Annotated in this window: 18 protein-coding genes; 1 reads left to right on the top strand and 17 read right to left on the bottom strand. The window is 49.4% G+C overall.

Going from position 1 to position 16,648, the window contains the following annotated elements; translation table 11 throughout:
- Window positions 1–16 precede the first annotated feature (16 nt).
- From ndk to trmJ, 11 genes are all read right to left on the bottom strand, one after another.
- Complete coding sequence (gene ndk, locus QL223_RS13095; RefSeq protein WP_002536947.1) at window positions 17–448, bottom strand: nucleoside-diphosphate kinase; 432 nt, start codon at window positions 446–448, stop codon at window positions 17–19.
- A gap of 154 nt (window positions 449–602) precedes the next feature.
- Window positions 603–1,901, bottom strand: a complete 1,299-nt coding sequence (gene pepB / locus QL223_RS13090; protein ID WP_002536946.1) for an aminopeptidase PepB — start codon at window positions 1,899–1,901, stop codon at window positions 603–605.
- A gap of 221 nt (window positions 1,902–2,122) precedes the next feature.
- The gene (iscX, locus tag QL223_RS13085; protein WP_192815495.1) at window positions 2,123–2,317 is read right to left on the bottom strand and encodes a Fe-S cluster assembly protein IscX; all 195 of its coding nucleotides are present in this window, start codon (window positions 2,315–2,317) and stop codon (window positions 2,123–2,125) included.
- Window positions 2,318–2,344: 27 nt separating this feature from the next.
- Window positions 2,345–2,683: an ISC system 2Fe-2S type ferredoxin gene (gene fdx, locus QL223_RS13080; protein ID WP_002536943.1), complete on the bottom strand. Its 339-nt coding sequence runs from the start codon at window positions 2,681–2,683 to the stop codon at window positions 2,345–2,347.
- A 2-nt stretch (window positions 2,684–2,685) separates the two neighbouring features.
- On the bottom strand, window positions 2,686–4,533 hold the full coding sequence (gene hscA, locus QL223_RS13075; protein ID WP_281545012.1) for a Fe-S protein assembly chaperone HscA: 1,848 nt from the start codon (window positions 4,531–4,533) through the stop codon (window positions 2,686–2,688).
- Window positions 4,534–4,565: 32 nt separating this feature from the next.
- Entirely contained in the window at window positions 4,566–5,081 is a 516-nt protein-coding gene (gene hscB / locus QL223_RS13070) for a co-chaperone HscB (RefSeq protein ID WP_002536940.1), read from the bottom strand.
- 13 nt (window positions 5,082–5,094) lie between these two features.
- Complete coding sequence (gene iscA, locus QL223_RS13065) at window positions 5,095–5,424, bottom strand: iron-sulfur cluster assembly protein IscA (protein ID WP_002536938.1); 330 nt, start codon at window positions 5,422–5,424, stop codon at window positions 5,095–5,097.
- Window positions 5,425–5,449: 25 nt separating this feature from the next.
- Window positions 5,450–5,833, bottom strand: a complete 384-nt coding sequence (iscU, locus tag QL223_RS13060; RefSeq protein ID WP_002536937.1) for a Fe-S cluster assembly scaffold IscU — start codon at window positions 5,831–5,833, stop codon at window positions 5,450–5,452.
- A gap of 28 nt (window positions 5,834–5,861) precedes the next feature.
- The gene (locus QL223_RS13055) at window positions 5,862–7,076 is read right to left on the bottom strand and encodes an IscS subfamily cysteine desulfurase (protein ID WP_002536935.1); all 1,215 of its coding nucleotides are present in this window, start codon (window positions 7,074–7,076) and stop codon (window positions 5,862–5,864) included.
- 30 nt (window positions 7,077–7,106) lie between these two features.
- On the bottom strand, window positions 7,107–7,631 hold the full coding sequence (gene iscR / locus QL223_RS13050; protein ID WP_002536934.1) for a Fe-S cluster assembly transcriptional regulator IscR: 525 nt from the start codon (window positions 7,629–7,631) through the stop codon (window positions 7,107–7,109).
- A 110-nt stretch (window positions 7,632–7,741) separates the two neighbouring features.
- Entirely contained in the window at window positions 7,742–8,473 is a 732-nt protein-coding gene (gene trmJ / locus QL223_RS13045) for a tRNA (cytosine(32)/uridine(32)-2'-O)-methyltransferase TrmJ (RefSeq protein WP_281545011.1), read from the bottom strand.
- 185 nt (window positions 8,474–8,658) lie between these two features.
- On the opposite strand from trmJ, the gene suhB reads away from it, so the two are divergent.
- A complete protein-coding gene (gene suhB, locus QL223_RS13040) occupies window positions 8,659–9,462 on the top strand; it encodes an inositol-1-monophosphatase (RefSeq protein ID WP_002536929.1) in 804 nt (267 codons plus the stop codon).
- A 172-nt stretch (window positions 9,463–9,634) separates the two neighbouring features.
- Here the strand turns inward: suhB and secF are convergent, their stop codons facing one another.
- From secF to QL223_RS13010, 6 genes are all read right to left on the bottom strand, one after another.
- Window positions 9,635–10,585 carry a protein translocase subunit SecF gene (gene secF, locus QL223_RS13035; RefSeq protein ID WP_002536928.1) on the bottom strand — a complete coding sequence of 317 codons (951 nt, stop codon included), beginning with the start codon at window positions 10,583–10,585 and terminating at the stop codon, window positions 9,635–9,637.
- 12 nt (window positions 10,586–10,597) lie between these two features.
- The gene (gene secD, locus QL223_RS13030) at window positions 10,598–12,451 is read right to left on the bottom strand and encodes a protein translocase subunit SecD (protein WP_281545010.1); all 1,854 of its coding nucleotides are present in this window, start codon (window positions 12,449–12,451) and stop codon (window positions 10,598–10,600) included.
- Between the two features lie 26 nt (window positions 12,452–12,477).
- A complete protein-coding gene (gene yajC / locus QL223_RS13025; RefSeq protein ID WP_002536925.1) occupies window positions 12,478–12,807 on the bottom strand; it encodes a preprotein translocase subunit YajC in 330 nt (109 codons plus the stop codon).
- An 81-nt stretch (window positions 12,808–12,888) separates the two neighbouring features.
- Entirely contained in the window at window positions 12,889–14,016 is a 1,128-nt protein-coding gene (tgt, locus tag QL223_RS13020; protein WP_002536923.1) for a tRNA guanosine(34) transglycosylase Tgt, read from the bottom strand.
- A gap of 148 nt (window positions 14,017–14,164) precedes the next feature.
- On the bottom strand, window positions 14,165–15,220 hold the full coding sequence (gene queA / locus QL223_RS13015; RefSeq protein ID WP_281545009.1) for a tRNA preQ1(34) S-adenosylmethionine ribosyltransferase-isomerase QueA: 1,056 nt from the start codon (window positions 15,218–15,220) through the stop codon (window positions 14,165–14,167).
- A 129-nt stretch (window positions 15,221–15,349) separates the two neighbouring features.
- On the bottom strand, window positions 15,350–16,648 hold the full coding sequence (locus QL223_RS13010; protein WP_281545008.1) for an HlyD family type I secretion periplasmic adaptor subunit: 1,299 nt from the start codon (window positions 16,646–16,648) through the stop codon (window positions 15,350–15,352).

Raw genomic sequence — 16,648 nt, 5'->3', positions numbered from 1 at the left:
CTTATCCATGAAGCGATTACAGAATACGAGGACAAATCTCATCAGCGGCGAAAAAGTAAGCAATTTCTCGCTCTGCCGAAGTCGGGCTGTCAGAGCCGTGTACTGAGTTAAAACGCATGCTCTCAGCAAAGTCTGCACGCAGTGTGCCGCAGGCCGCTTCTTCTGGGTTGGTCTTACCCATCAGTTCACGGTAACGCGCAATCGCGTCTTCGCCTTCGAGAACCTGCACGGTCACCGGACCAGAAGTCATGAACTCAACCAAACCGTCGTAAAATGGCTTACCTTCATGCTCGGCATAAAAACCTTGTGCCTGTTCTTTTGTCAGGTGAAGCATTTTTGCTGCGACAATTTGCAGACCAGCCGCTTCAATACGCTGATAAATAGCGCCAATCAGATTACGTTTTACTGCGTCGGGCTTAACGATTGAAAAAGTGCGCTCAATAGTCATTCTATCTTCCTTTTATTTTTCTACAGATACGCGAGCATTGCTCTGTTATCTGTTTGTATTCACAAAGGTAGCCTACCAGAGCGCAATGCCAGACCCTACCCTGACATTGCGGAAGCGTTAACTGTGTTGATAAAACACCTAACTTTTGTAGCGATTACTGGCTTGACTCATTCATCAGAATACGAGCCAGCGTTTTAACGCCCATACCCGTTGCACCTACAGACCACTTATCGCTTGGTGTTTTGCGGTAAGTCCCGGAGCAATCCAGGTGAACCCAGCCTTCTTTGTAGTTGTCGACAAAGTAGGAAAGGAAAGCTGCCGCCGTGCTCGCACCCGGTGAGTATTGACCTGCGCCAACGTTTGCAAGATCGGCAAAGTTAGATGGCAGCATCTGACGGTGGAACTCAGCCAGTGGCAACTGCCACATGCCTTCGTTTTCCGCTTCTGCCGCTGACAGACAGCGTTGAGAGAGCGCCTTATCAAAGCTAAACAGTGCATGGTAGTCATTGCCTAGCGCTGCCTTTGCAGCACCGGTCAAAGTAGCACAATCGATGGTCAGAGCTGGGGTAAATTTGTTCGCGTAAAGCAGGCCATCCGCCATCACCAAGCGCCCTTCGGCATCTGAATTCAGTACTTCAACGGTCACGCCGTTTTTGTACGTGATGATGTCACCCAGCTTGTAGGCGTTGCTGGAAATCATGTTCTCTGCACAGCAAAGAATCAATTTCACACGCTTGTTGAGGCCTTGAGCGACTGCCAGTCCCAGACCACCGGTCGCCATCGCTGCGCCGCCCATGTCTGCTTTCATTGAGTCCATGAACGCCGACTGTTTAATGCTGTAGCCGCCTGAGTCGAAAGTAATACCTTTACCGATAATACAGGCGAACACTTCAGCGTCTTTGTCGCCGGTTGGGTTGTAATCAAGCTGAAGCATCGCCGGCTTACGCGCTGAACCACGACCTACGGTGTGGGTACCCACCCAGCCTTGCTCGAGCAGATCAGCACCGGAAACAATTTTGTAGCTGACATGTTCAGGATTTGGCGCCTGAGATTTGATGAATTCACCGGCGCGGACAGCCAGTTGTTGCGGACCGACTTCTTCTGCAGTTTCATTGATAATTTGACGTACCCAATCGGTCGCGACAATGCGATCATTCAGCACTTTCTGAGCAGCGTCTTCCAACTCTGCATCGAAATCGAAACCAGGCTTAGGACCACGCAGCCCCTGATAGAATGCCCACGCGGTTTCCAAATCCCAGCTATCACCAACCAGAGAAACTTTGCGAATACCCTGCATATCCAGCTTACGAGCAGCTTGCTGAACCGACGTGAGTTTATCGTCACCTGAGGCGTGAACCACTGCGCCTTGCTGATTAAAAGAAACCAGTGCATTCGCACCCCAAGTCTCACCCGCAGCTTCGTGTGATAGCGTGATACGCATTTTGTCAGTCATGCTGAACTCCTTTTTCCTGTTACCCCGCACATCGTTGCGGAGCATTAAATTTGGGCTGATTTTTCTTTTTAGAGTACGCCATCTTTATGACGTTTTATCAGAAGTGCCCCAAATCGTCTGTTCATAAAGGTTCCAGCTCAATTTGGGGATAAAACAAAGCGGGCATCATGCCCGCTTGGATAGTCTCAATCTGCCTGCTTTACTGGCGTAAAACAAGGTCTTTAATCCATTTCTTCCATCCAGCACAGGATGATCGCCTCTAGGATCTTCTCATTCGAGCGATTTGGGTCGTCTGAGAAGTCTTCAAGCTCCGTCACCCAACGGTGCAGGTCAGTAAAACGCACCGTTTTCGGATCAGTATCAGGGAATTGTTCTACCAGCTCAATCGCGATATCACGCGAATCGGTCCATGTCAGGCTCATAGTTTTTGCTCCCTTATCAGATTAGTGATTTTCTGCAGCGTGGTTTAGGGTATAACGCGGAATTTCTACCACCAGATCTTCATCAGCCACTTTTGCCTGACAGCCCAAGCGTGACTCAGGCTCCAGACCCCATGCTTTATCCAGCATGTCGTCTTCCAGCTCATCGCTTTCATCCAGAGAATCAAATCCTTCGCGGATGACTACGTGGCAGGTCGTACAAGCGCACGACTTTTCACAGGCATGTTCAATCGCAATACCGTTACGCAGTGCAACGTCCAGCACAGTGTCACCGGTCTTTGCTTCCAACACCGCGCCTTCTGGGCAGAGATCCTGGTGTGGCAGAACAACAATCTTTGGCATGTTTAAACCTCGTCAATGGAATGGCCAGCCAGTGCTTCACGGATGGATTTGTCCATACGACGTGAGGCAAACTCCTGACTCGCTTTATCTGTATCTTTGATACCTTGTTCAATAGCTGCGGCATCGTCACCGTTGCGGAGCGCAATCAGCGCTTCAATCGCTTTCACCAGCGCTTGCTGCTCTTCGTCTGACAGCAGCGCTTCGCCGTCTGCTTGCATCGCAACCAGCAGACCTTCAATCACACGATCGGCTTCAACGCGTTGCTCCGCCAGGTAACGGGCGTCTTTGTCGTCCTGCGCATGAGTGAACGATGACTTGATCATATCGGCAATTTCGGTATCGCTCAGGCCGTAAGACGGTTTCACCTGAATCGATGCCTGCACTTCGGTGCTCTTTTCCATCGCTGTAACAGATAGAAGACCATCAGCGTCAACCTGGTAAGTCACGCGAATGTGCGCTGCGCCTGCAGCCATTGGTGGGATGCCTTTGAGGGTGAAATCCGCCAATGAACGACAGTCATCCACCATTTCGCGCTCGCCCTGAACCACGTGCACTTTCATGCCCGTCTGGCCATCTTTGAAGGTGGTGAACTCTTGCGCACGAGCAACAGGGATAGTGGTATTGCGTGGAATGATTTTCTCGACCAGACCGCCCATGGTTTCAATACCCAAAGACAGCGGAATCACGTCCAGCAACAGCATTTCACCATCCGGCTTATTACCTACCAAAATGTCGGCCTGTGTCGCTGCACCGATGGCAACAACTTTATCCGGATCAATGCTGGTCAGCGGTGTGCGGCCGAAGAACTCGCCAACTTTTTCGCGAACCAGTGGTACGCGGGTAGAACCCCCCACCATCACCACTTCCAGCACTTCTTCAGCGGAAACGCCAGCATCTTTCAGTGCGCGACGACAAGACAACAGGGTTTTCTTTATCAGCGCGCCAATCAGATCGTCGAACTGTTCGCGGCTCAGTGTGCCTTTCCAGCCAAGCACATCGATATCTGCGGCATCGCTTGCGCTCAAAGCAACTTTTGCGCTGTTAGCGGCATTCATCAAGCGCGCACGGTCATCGCCGGAAAGCGCACCAAATCCTGCCTGCTCGGAGATCCAGTCTGCGACAAGGTGATCAAAGTCATCACCGCCCAGCGCTGAATCACCGCCTGTAGCCAGCACTTCAAACACACCTTTTGAAAGGCGGAGAATAGAGATATCAAACGTACCGCCGCCTAGATCGTAGACAGCAATAACACCTTCCTGACCGGAATCCAGACCGTAAGCGATCGCAGCTGCGGTTGGTTCGTTCAGGAGACGAAGTACCTTTAGGCCAGCAAATTTAGCGGCATCTTTGGTCCCCGCGCGCTGCGCATCGTCAAAGTAAGCTGGAACCGTGATGACCACACCTTCCAACTCGCCGCCCAGTGCTGCTTCTGCACGTGCATTGACGGCACGTAGGATATCCGCAGAAACTTCAATTGGGTTTTTCTTGCCTGCACGGGTGTTGATCAGTGGTAAACCATTGTCAGATGCAGACAGTTCATAAGGAAGGTTGGGATAACGCGATTGAACGTCCGCCAATGAGCGGCCCATCATGCGTTTGACGGAAGAAACCGTGTTTGCGCTGTCGGTTTCTGACATCGCTTTTGCTGCATATCCCACCGTTACGTCATCACCGTAGTGAACCACAGAAGGGATCAGCGCTCGACCACCAAGGTCATTAAGGGTGCTCGCAGTGCCGCTTCGGACTGAAGCAACGAGAGTATTGGTAGTCCCTAGGTCAATACCCACCGCAAGCTTGTGCTCGTGCGGTGCAGCACTCTGACCAGGTTCTGCAATTTGTAACAGTGCCATAGTGGTTCCTGTAGCCTGATCAGCGTGCTGGATTAACCCAGCAGCCGATCTTCGATTCGTTCGATTTCTTGCTTGAGTTTGACTAAGAACTTCAGCTTGCGAACGCTTATCGCCGCATCCTGCCACTGCTCGCCATTTAGTTGTTCTTTCAATTCGGCAAGCATGGCTTTGTGGAGTTTCTCCACGCCTTGTTCAAAGTCGAACAACAATACATCCGGCTCATCGCTGTCTGCAATCTCTTCCAGCTCTTCTCTCAACTCCATTTGCTGCATCAAGAATTCTGGATCTTGCATCGTCTGCTGCTCATCGCGCAATTCTACGCCATTGAGAGAGAGAAGGTATTCGGCACGACGCACCGGATCACTCAGCGTTTGATAAGCATCATTAATTTGCGCGGCTTTCTGCACAGCAAGCAGGCGTTCCTGCTCAGATGCAGTGGCAAATTTGTCCGGATGGAAACGTCGTTGAAGTTCGCGAAACTGCGAAGAAAGAGAGCTACCATCCAGCTCGAACTGCGATGATAGCCCAAATAGTTCGAAATGATTCATATCATCTCACGAGTTAAACGTTAAAGCTTTCGCCGCAACCACACTCGCTGCTTACGTTGGGGTTGTTGAATTGGAAGCCTTCATTAAGGCCTTCTTTGGTGAAATCAAGTTCAGTACCATCTAAGTACAAGAGACTTTTACTATCGACGATCACTTTGACGCCGTATTGTTCAAAGTCGAACACCTGATCTTCTTCTTGAAGTTCATCAACAAATTCCAGTACATAAGCCATTCCCGAACAGCCTGACGTGCGAACACCCAAGCGAAGGCCGATGCCTTTTCCGCGGTTTTCCAAGAAGGTGCGGACGCGTAATGCCGCCGCGTCAGTCATAGTAATGGCCATATGTACAACAACCCTTTAAATCGTATTAAGCTTCGTGTTTTTTCTTATAGTCGCTTACTGCTGCTTTGATAGCATCTTCCGCGAGGATTGAGCAGTGAACCTTCACAGGAGGAAGTTCCAGCTCTTCTGCAATTTCAGCATTCTTGATAGCTGCTGCTTCGTCCAAAGACTTGCCTTTCACCCACTCAGTGACCAGTGAGCTTGACGCAATCGCTGAACCACAGCCGTAGGTTTTGAACTTCGCATCTTCAATGATGCCTTGCTCATTTACCTTGATTTGCAGTTTCATCACGTCACCACACGCTGGTGCGCCAACCATGCCGCTACCTACGTTTGGATCGTTTTTGTCAAAAGCACCCACGTTACGTGGATTTTCATAATGATCGATTACTTTTTCGCTGTAAGCCATGATCTTATCCTCAAAACCCTGAGACCGCTTAGTGGTGTGCCCACTCAACAGTGCTTAAATCAATACCTTCTTTGTACATGTCCCACAGTGGCGACATTTCGCGCAGCTTGGTGACCGCTTTGCGTACTTGCTCAACCGCGTAGTCTACTTCTTCTTCAGTAGTAAAACGGCCAAACGAGAAGCGGATAGAGCTGTGTGCCAGTTCGTCATCCAGACCCAGCGCACGAAGTACATACGAAGGTTCCAGGCTTGCAGATGTACATGCAGAGCCGGAAGAAACCGCTAAATCTTTCAATGCCATCAACAGTGATTCACCTTCAACGAAAGCAAAGCTCACGTTCAGGTTTGACGCGACGCGCTGCTCAAGGTCGCCGTTTACATAAACCGCTTCCAGATCTTTTACGCCATCGTAGAAGCGATTACGTAGTGCCAGCGAGTGCGCCATGTCTTGCTCAAGTTCTTCTTTCGCAATACGGAACGCTTCACCCATACCCACGATTTGGTGAGTTGGCAATGTACCAGAGCGGAAACCGCGCTCATGACCACCGCCGTGCATTTGAGCTTCGAGGCGGATACGTGGCTTACGACGAACGTACAGAGCACCGATACCTTTCGGGCCGTATGCCTTGTGCGCACTCATTGAAATCAGATCAACTTTGATTTCCTGAGTGTCCAGCGGCAGTTTACCGATAGATTGCGCCGCATCAACGTGGAAGACCACCTTACGTTCACGACATAGTTCGCCGATCGCTGCAATGTCTTGAACCACGCCGATTTCGTTATTTACATGCATGATAGAAACAAGAATGGTGTCTTCGCGGATGGCGTCAGCCAGCTTGTTTAGATCGACGATACCGTTTGATTCGGGCTCGAGGTAAGTCACTTCAAAACCTTCACGCTCCAGCTGACGGCATGGGTCCAGTACAGCTTTGTGCTCAGTTTTGCAGGTGATGATGTGCTTGCCTTTCTTACCGTAGAAATGCGCTACACCTTTAATTGCCAGGTTGTCAGATTCTGTTGCACCAGAAGTGAACACGATCTCACGTGGGTCCGCGTTTAGGTAGTTGGCGATGTTTTCACGGGCAGTATCCACTGCCTCTTCCGCCTGCCAGCCGAAACGGTGCGAACGGGATGCAGGGTTACCAAAACAACCGTCAAGGGTCAGGTACTGCATCATCTTTTCAGCAACACGCGGATCCACTGGGCATGTCGCTGAATAGTCAAAATAGATTGGCAATTTCATTTGTGTCTCCAAGTACTCCGGCACTACTAATTACGAGCGAAAATTCACACCCAAAGTGGTGGCTGGCTTTTCACTGCCACTGGAGTTTAAACCATGTCTAACAATTGTTGAGGACTCAAGTGAGGAGTCCTGACGATCCGCGACATGCTTGACTTCGTTGTCTTGCATGAGTTCGCCGAGCGTAATGTCATTCAAAAAGCTGCTGATACGGGAGCTAAGGTCACGCCATAGCGTGTGCGTCAGGCATCGTGTTCCGCCTTGGCAATCGCCTTTGCCCTGACACTTGGTCGCATCGACCGATTCATCAACAGCGGCAATCACCATGCCGACTGCAATTTCATTTGCATTCACGCCGAGTCGATAACCGCCACCTGGACCACGTACACTGGACACCAGGCCTGCTTTACGAAGGCGAGAGAAAAGTTGCTCCAGATATGACAGAGAGATCCCTTGACGCTCTGAAATATCAGCTAGAGGCACAGGCCCCATCTCGGAGTGCAGCGCGACATCGAGCATCGCAGTAACGGCATATCTGCCTTTCGAAGTCAGTCTCATAACATCCTACCTGTGAGCGAGTAATGCACTGAGTCTGACATACCCGACTAAAAGGGTCAAGTATTTAACCTACTAATTTAGTCAGGCTTTTAGCCGCAATTTTAAAGCGGTTATTTTTGCTTCTCTTTGTGGTGTTTTTCAACCGAAGAGAGCACACCACGAAGAATATTCAGTTCCTGACTTTCTGGTCTTGCGCGGTTAAACAAACGACGCAGTTTAGTCATCACCATGCCCGGGTGGGATTTATTGATGAAGCCAGTGGTATCCAGAACCTGTTCAAGGTGAGCGTAAAAACGCTCCAAGTCTTCAGCCAGCGGGTAAGGCTGCTCTTTCACTTCCCCTTTGTATGCCTGACTGTCCAGCCAAGCCATTCGTGCTTCGTAGCAAAGGGTTTGCACCGCCATGGCAAGGTTCAGCGAGCTATATTCCGGGTTAGCAGGAATAGCCACGTGAAAATGACATGCCTGAAGTTCTTCATTTGTCAGACCCGTACGCTCACGACCAAACACGAATGCCACAGGATATTGGACCGCTTCTTCAATGGCTTTCACGCCGCATTCGCGGGAATCCAGCATTGGCCATTCCAGTGAACGGTTACGGGCACTGGTTCCAATCACAAGACCACAATCAGCAACCGCTTCTTCCACGGTATCAACGATACGCGCGTTGTTAGCAATATCACTGGCTCCGGCAGCAAGCGCTATCGCCTGCCCATCGACCTGACAATCAGGCGCGACCAACACCATATGTTTCAGCCCCATCACTTTCATTGCCCGAGCAGCAGATCCGATGTTGCCTGAATGTGTGGTGCCTACCAGCACGATTCGAATATTTTCTAACATTTCGCTATCACTGATTTACTTTGAGGAAGAAAAGCCGCCGGATTCTAACACAGCAGCTTTTGTTTTACCCTTTTTACAGCCCGTCATATAAGACGAGCGAACAAAAAATAACCGCTTCCCTTTTGGTTCAGCTCTGATATACTCGCCGCCGCTTTCCGTTCTTTAACATCCGTTGGGAAATTCGTATGCATCCTATGCTAAATATTGCCATTCGCGCAGCGCGAAAGGCAGGCGACTTTATCGCTAAATCTGCTGAGAACTCTGATAACGTTGAAACGACTCAGAAAGGTTCTAATGACTTTGTCACTAACATCGACAAAGCAGCTGAGCAAATCATTATCGACGTAATCAAGAAGTCTTACCCTGAACACAACATCGTGACTGAAGAAGCCGGTGTGGTTGCAGGTAAAGACACTGATTACCAATGGATCATCGACCCACTGGATGGCACCACAAACTTCGTTAAAAACTTCCCACACTTCTCTGTGTCTATTGCCCTGCGCATTAAAGGCCGTACTGAAGTGGCGTGTGTTTACGATCCAATCCGTAACGAGCTTTTCTCTGCTCAGCGTGGCGCAGGTGCGCAGCTGAACAGCAAGCGTATCCGTGTAGGCGTTGCGAAAGATCTGAACGGAACCGTTCTGGCAACTGGCTTCCCGTTCAAAGCAAAGCAACACTCAGAAGGCTTCATCAAAGTTGTTAGCGCACTGTTTGTAGACTGTGCCGACTTCCGTCGCACTGGTTCTGCTGCTCTTGACCTGTGTTATGTCGCTGCTGGCCGAGTAGATGGTTTCTTCGAACTGGGCCTGAAACCTTGGGATATCGCTGCAGGTGAACTGATTGCCCGTGAAGCTGGTGCAATTTGTACTGACTTCGCTGGCGGTACTGACTACGTTCAGTCAGGCAACATCGTGACTGCAAACCCTAAAGTACTGAAAGGTATTTTGGCGAAAATTCGCGACAACGCGAATGAAGCGATGAAAAAATAAGGTTCTTTGGAATCAATAAAACGGCGTCCCTCGGGACGCCGTTTTTGTTTGTTGGCTGCGTAGCTTAAGCCGTTAGAACCATATATCTAGTGCTACTGCTCTTCCTAGGACCTGCTTTTCCCAGGCCCTAGGACCTCAAATAAAAAACGGAGCCAATCGGCTCCGTTTTTTATTAAGGCATACTGTCGAATTCTTCGCCTTCTTTTTCCACCGGTGGCGGTGGAAGCAGATGCTCGCGGGTAATACCCAGTTTGAGCGCCAGCGCAGAAGCCACGTAGATAGACGAGTAGGTACCGATAGTAATACCAATCAGCAATGCAGTCGCAAAGCCGTGGATCATGGCACCACCTTGAAGGAACAGCGCGATAACTACGAACAAGGTTGTACCAGACGTAATCAAGGTACGGCTAAGTGTCTGCGACACAGACGCATTCACGATTTCATCGGCATCGCCCTTACGCATCTTGCGGAAGTTTTCACGGATACGGTCATAAACAACGATAGTATCGTTGAGTGAGTAACCGACAACGGTCAACAATGCCGCAACAATCGTCAGGTCAACTTCAATCTGCAGGAACGAAAAGATACCCAGCGTGATAATCACGTCGTGTGCGAGAGAAACAACCGCACCCGCGGCCAGACGCCACTCGAATCGCAAAGAGACATACAGCAGAATACAGATCAGCGATACCAGTATCGCCAGACCACCCGCTTCTGTCAGTTCGTCACCCACGTTCGGGCCAACGAACTCGATACGGCGCATTTCTACTGCCTGACCCGTACCTTCTTTAATGGCATCCAGGATCTGGTTACCGAGTAATTCACCCTGCGCATCTTCACGTGGACGAAGGCGAACCATCACGTCACGTGCAGTACCGAAGTTCTGAACGATCGCATCACCAAAGCCTTTTGCTTCCAAAGACTCACGAATCAGTGGCAGGTTTGCTGGTTGCTCAAAACCCACTTCAATCAGCGTACCGCCGGTGAAGTCCAAGCCCCAGTTCAGCCATTTGGTAGACAGGCTGAAAATCGAAGCGGCAATCATGACAACCGACAGGAAAAATGCCGGCTTCGACCAACGCATGAAGTCGATACTAAAGTCAGGCCTTAATAGTTGAAACATCTTAATGCCTCCTTAAATCGACAGCTTGTTAATGCGCTTACCGCCGTACACCAGGTTAACCAGGCAACGGGTACCGATAATTGCAGTAAACATAGACGTCAGAATACCGATCGACAGTGTCACAGCGAAGCCTTTCACCGCGCCTGTACCCACAGCAAACAGAATGATTGCCGTGATCAGAGTGGTGATGTTCGCATCGGCAATGGTGCTGAATGCGTTCGCATAACCTTGGTGGATCGCTTGTTGAGGGTTACGTCCCTCATTGAGCTCCTCCCGGATTCGCTCAAAGATAAGGACGTTGGCGTCAACCGCCATACCCACTGTCAGAACGATACCTGCGATACCCGGCAAGGTCATGGTTGCGCCCGGAATCATCGACATCACACCGATAATCAGGATGATGTTTGCCGCCAGCGCACAGTTCGCAAACAGACCGAATCGACGGTAGTAAACCAGCGTAAACAACATCACCGCCAGCAGACCCCAGATACAGGCTTTAATACCCATATCGATGTTCTGTTGACCCATTGATGGACCAATGGTGCGCTCTTCAACAATGGAGATTGGCGCGATCAAAGCACCTGCGCGCAGCAGCAGTGCCAAGTTGTGTGCTTCTGCCTGAGAGTCGATACCCGTGATACGGAAGTTACGGCCCAGTGCGGTCTGAATCGTTGCCTGGTTGATCACTTCCTCATGCTTAGAAAGAATCACCTTGCCATTTTCATCGCGCTTACCACTGTCTTTGTATTCTGCAAACACGGTGGCCATCAGCTTGCCGACATTGTTCTTACTGAACGCTGCCATTTTGCTGCCGCCGTCGCTATCCAGCGAGATGTTTACCTGCGGACGGCTGTATTCGTCGAAGCTTGAACTCGCATCTGTGATGCTTGAACCGCCCAGAATCACACGTTTTTTCAGCACAACCGGACGACCGTCACGGGTGTATTTGATTTCGCTGCCCGGTGGTACACGGCCTGCGGCCGCAGCAGCCGGATCGGCGCTATCATCCACTTCGCGGAATTCCAGGGTTGCAGTTGCACCCAAGATTTCTTTCGCACGTGCCGTGTCCTGAACACCCGGTAACTCAACCACGATGCGGCTTGCACCTTGGCGTTGCACCAGTGGCTCAGCAACCCCCAGCTCGTTAACACGGTTACGCAGGATAGTAATATTCTGCTCAACGGCGTAGTTACGGATTTCCTGAAGACGTTCTTCAGTGAACTTCGCAGAAACGGCAAAACGGGCACTATCGGTGGTGAACACCATATCTGGGTGCAGTCTAGCGAGTTCACTTTCTGCTGCATCCATGTCCGCTTCGTTACGCAGCATCACTTCAATGTTGTCCTCACCACCCACGCGGATACCGCGGTAACGGATTTTGGCTTCACGAAGTTCAGTACGGAAGGTGTCTTCCTGCTGGGTAAGCAGTTTTTCCATTGCCGCGTCCATGTCCACTTCCATCAGGAAATGCACACCACCACGGAGATCCAGACCCAGTTTCATTGGGTTAGCACCAATGGCTTCCAGCCAATCAGGCGTTGCAGGAGCAAGGTTAAGCGCAACAATCAGACCGTCTTCTTTCAGTTCGCTGTTTAGAGCGTCACGAGCTTCAATCTGATTATCAGTGTCGGAGAAACGAACCAGTACAGTGCCGTTTTCTAGCGCAATGGATTTATAAGAGATTTTATCTTTTTCGAGGGAAGATTTGACGGTGTCCAGTGTGGAGAGATCAACCGAGGCGCCACGCGCCCCGGTGATTTGAACCGCTGGATCTTCACCGTAAATATTGGGAAGTGCATAAAGGGCGCCGACAAAAATGACCAACACCACCATAATGTACTTCCACAAAGGATAACGGTTTAGCACTGCTAGGATCCTTTATGGCTATGGGGTTACAGCGACTGAATGGTGCCTTTTGGCAGAACTGCAGTCACAAAATCCTTTTTGATGGTCACTTCGTTGTTGTCGCTCAGTGCGATAACGATGAAGTCGTTGTCATCAGAAATCTTAGTAATTTTACCCACCAGGCCGCCACCGGTCAGAACTTCATCGCCCTTGCCCATTGATGCCATCAGGTTCTTGTGCTCTTTCACACGTTTCGCCTGTGGACGGTAAATCATGAAGTAGAAAATAACGGCAAACAGGCCAAGCATGATAAATAGCTGCATACCGCCGCCTTGTGGTGCGCCTTCTGCTGCTGCATGAGCTTGAGAAATAAACATTCAGTAACGTCCTCGTATCAATATGAACATTTTCTAGATTTTCGCCCCACCGAAAGCACTCTTTTGGCGAGGCGAGAATTCTTAGTCTTCTTTCAGCGGTGGCACTTCACGGCCACGGCGTTCGTAGAATTCCTTAACAAAGGTCTCTAATCTACCTTCGTCAATAGCGTTACGCAAACTCTCCATCAGACGCTGGTAGTAACGCAGGTTGTGGATGGTGTTAAGGCGAGCGCCAAGAATTTCGTTACAGCGATCAAGATGATGCAGATACGCCTTGCTGTAGTTGCGGCAAGTGTAACAGTCGCACTCTGGATCCAGTGCAGTTGTGTCACTTTTATGCTTCGCATTACGGATCTTGATCACACCGCCGGTCACAAACAGGTGGCCGTTACGCGCGTTACGCGTTGGCATGACACAGTCGAACATGTCGATACCACGGCGAACACCTTCCACCAAATCTTCCGGTTTACCTACACCCATCAGGTAACGTGGCTTATCTTCCGGCAGTTTTGGACAGGTATGTTCCAGAACGCGATGCATGTCTTCTTTTGGCTCACCCACCGCCAGACCACCGACCGCATAACCATCAAAACCAATGTTGGTCAGACCTTCTACTGACACATCACGCAGGTCTTCATAGACAGACCCTTGAACGATGCCAAATAGTGCATTTTTGTTGCCCATTTTGTCGAAATGATTACGGCTACGTTGTGCCCAACGCAGGCTCATTTCCATCGATTTCTTCGCTTCTTCGTGTGTCGCCGGGTAAGGCGTACACTCGTCGAAGATCATTACGATGTCAGAACCCAGATCGTATTGGATTTCCATCGACTTCTCTGCGTCCATGAAAATCTTGTCACCGTTTACAGGGTTGCGGAAATGCACACCCTCTTCGGTGATTTTGCGCATTGCCCCCAGGCTGAATACCTGGAAACCGCCTGAATCGGTCAGGATAGGACCCTGCCAGTTCATGAAATCGTGCAGGTCACCATGGGCACGCATCACTTCCTGACCTGGACGCAGCCACAGGTGGAAGGTGTTACCCAGAAGAATTTGTGCGCCAGTATCAGCCACTTCTTCCGGTGTCATCCCTTTTACGGTGCCGTAAGTTCCCACTGGCATAAATGCCGGGGTTTCTACAGTGCCGCGTTCAAAAACCAGACGACCACGACGCGCGCGGCCTTCTTTCTTAATCAGTTCGTATTTCACGATACCTCCGAAATGCCAGAGAAACAGTCTGGCGCTAATGTGCCTTTCGCACAGAGACAAAACTGGCTGTCGCAAACATGCTGACAGCCAGTTGAATTTGGAGTCACCCCATCACAAATAGCGATGCGGTGTAAAAGCCAGCGTCTGATTATACCTCAGTCTGGCGGGTGACAAACATCGCATCTCCGTAACTGAAGAAACGATATTCATTGTTCACGGCTTCTTGATAGGCATTCATCACGTGGTCATAACCTGCAAAAGAAGACACCAGCATGATCAGCGTCGATTCCGGCAGGTGGAAGTTCGTCACCAATGCATCCACCAGCTGCCATTCGTAACCCGGATAGATGAAAATCTGGGTATCGTTGAAGAAAGGCTTCAATTCAGTGCCTTCATTCTTTGAATGCTGAGCTGCACTTTCCAGTGAACGGACTGACGTTGTGCCTACTGCAATCACGCGGTTACCGCGCGCTTTGGTTGCCAGAACTGCATCTACCACTTCTTGTGGCACTTCAGCATATTCAGAGTGCATCACGTGATCATTGATGTCATCGACACGCACTGGTTGGAAAGTGCCCGCGCCAACGTGAAGAGTCACAAATGCTGTTTCTACGCCTTTCTCTTTGAGTGCAGCAAGGATGTTTTCATCAAAGTGCAGACCTGCTGTCGGCGCTGCGACTGCGCCCGGCTTTTCGTTGTAAACCGTTTGGTATCGCTCTTTGTCCGACTCTTCATCAGGACGATCGATATAAGGCGGCAACGGCATGTGACCAACCTGATTTAAGATATCAAGTACAGCTTGCTCGCCGCTGAAGTGAATTTCAAAAAGCGCATCATGGCGGGCAACCATTTCTGCTTCAAACTCGTCATTTTCCCCCAGAAACAACTGAGTGCCCGGCTTAGGTGGCTTAGAAGCTCGGACATGTGCAAGGATCGACTTTTCATCCAACATACGCTCCACCAGCACTTCAATCTTGCCACCGGACGCTTTGCGGCCATAAACGCGCGCAGGGATCACTCGGGTGTTGTTGAACACCATCAAGTCACCAGGCTCGACAAGATCAAGAATGTCAGTGAATTGCTTATGACTCAGCTCGCCGGAATTGCCGTTCAGTTGCAGCAAACGGCTCGCGGTACGATCGGGTTGTGGATAGCGTGCGATCAGCGAGTCAGGAAGGTCAAAATGAAAATCGGATACTTGCATTGAAAAAGCCCCATTCTACAGCAGCCCGCTAGTATAGGCTGCTGTGCTGCAATATCAAGCAGGATGGGGCTTGCCCGCTACAAATACAGCGGGCAAATTGTGAGGAGTTATGACAAATTAAAAGAGTGCCTAGTCCTCATTGAATGCTCTCAGTACATGGTTTGTTAAAGGCTTAGTTAAATATCCGATTATCGTTCTTTTGGTTGTTTGAATATATGCTTCTACTGGCATGCCAGGAAGGAGTTCTAAACCGCCTAACTTTTTCAACTCTTGCTCTGGAACTTCAACCCTCACAGAGTAGTAAGTCTGGCCGGATGACTCATCCAAGGAAGTATCTGCAGAAATATAATCAACGCGCCCCTCGAGCTCAGGAACAACATTCTGATTGAAAGATGAAAACCTAACTTTAACTAGCTGATCCTTATATATCTGATCGATGGAAACGGGTTCAACCCTAACTATAACTTCCTTTTTCGCATTTATCGGAACCACTTGAAGTATGGTTTCGCCAGGGCGAACAACACCACCTATCGTCGTTATAGCTAGCTCATGAACAATACCTTCTATAGGAGACTTGATCTCGACACGATTGAGTTTGTTGATCGTTGAGACAATTTGCTGAGTCAACTCATGAATAGTGCTGTTCGACTCTCTCAACTGATTAACAACCTCTTCAATACGTCCCCTCTCTTCCTGCAATAACTCTATTTCAGCATCATTAATTGAGTTTCTAATTCGCGATAGTTCAGCTCTTCGCTCTGCCAGATCCCCTTGAACTACAGCCAAGCTTCTTTTAACACTCAATAACTGATTCTCGGGAATCAGTCCCTTCTCTTCGAGGATACTGAGAGAAGACACCTCTTGTTTAATAAGCTTTTCCTGTAATAGAAGAGAGGTTATTTGCCCTGAAATACCATTGACCTGGTTTTTGAATTGATTGATTTTCTCCTGGATTCGTTGCTTTTTACCTACATTCAATTCTCTTCTGGCATTAAAAATTTCCAACTGTCCTTTCTTATCTAGTGTGCTATCAAAGCCGACAAGTAATTTATGGTCATTCTGAAAATCAATGCTATCTTCACCTACTTGCTCCGCGATCAATCGACTCTTTGTTGCAAGTGCCGAAGAAAGTCGAGATCTGTAAATTTCCAAATTGGCTTCCAGTAGTGAGGAATCTAATACTGCCAGTGTACTATCTGAATTTACATATTGTCCGTCCTGAACAAAAATCTTATCAACGAGCCCACCATCAATATGCTGAACAACTTTTGGCTTCCCATTTATACCAATATTACCAATTGCAACAACAGCCCCATTAATCGCAATAAACCACGAAAGAGAAACTAAAGAAAAAAATAAAAAAACAACAAACAGAACCCCTAATTTCATCGTTTGATTTAACTCTGTCTTCACAATATTCTCAAACAT

Origin of the sequence: Grimontia sp. SpTr1 (assembly GCF_947387585.1) — a bacterium.
In the GTDB taxonomy this organism is placed as follows: domain Bacteria; phylum Pseudomonadota; class Gammaproteobacteria; order Enterobacterales; family Vibrionaceae; genus Enterovibrio; species Enterovibrio indicus.
This window is presented reverse-complemented; position numbering and strand designations above follow the sequence as displayed.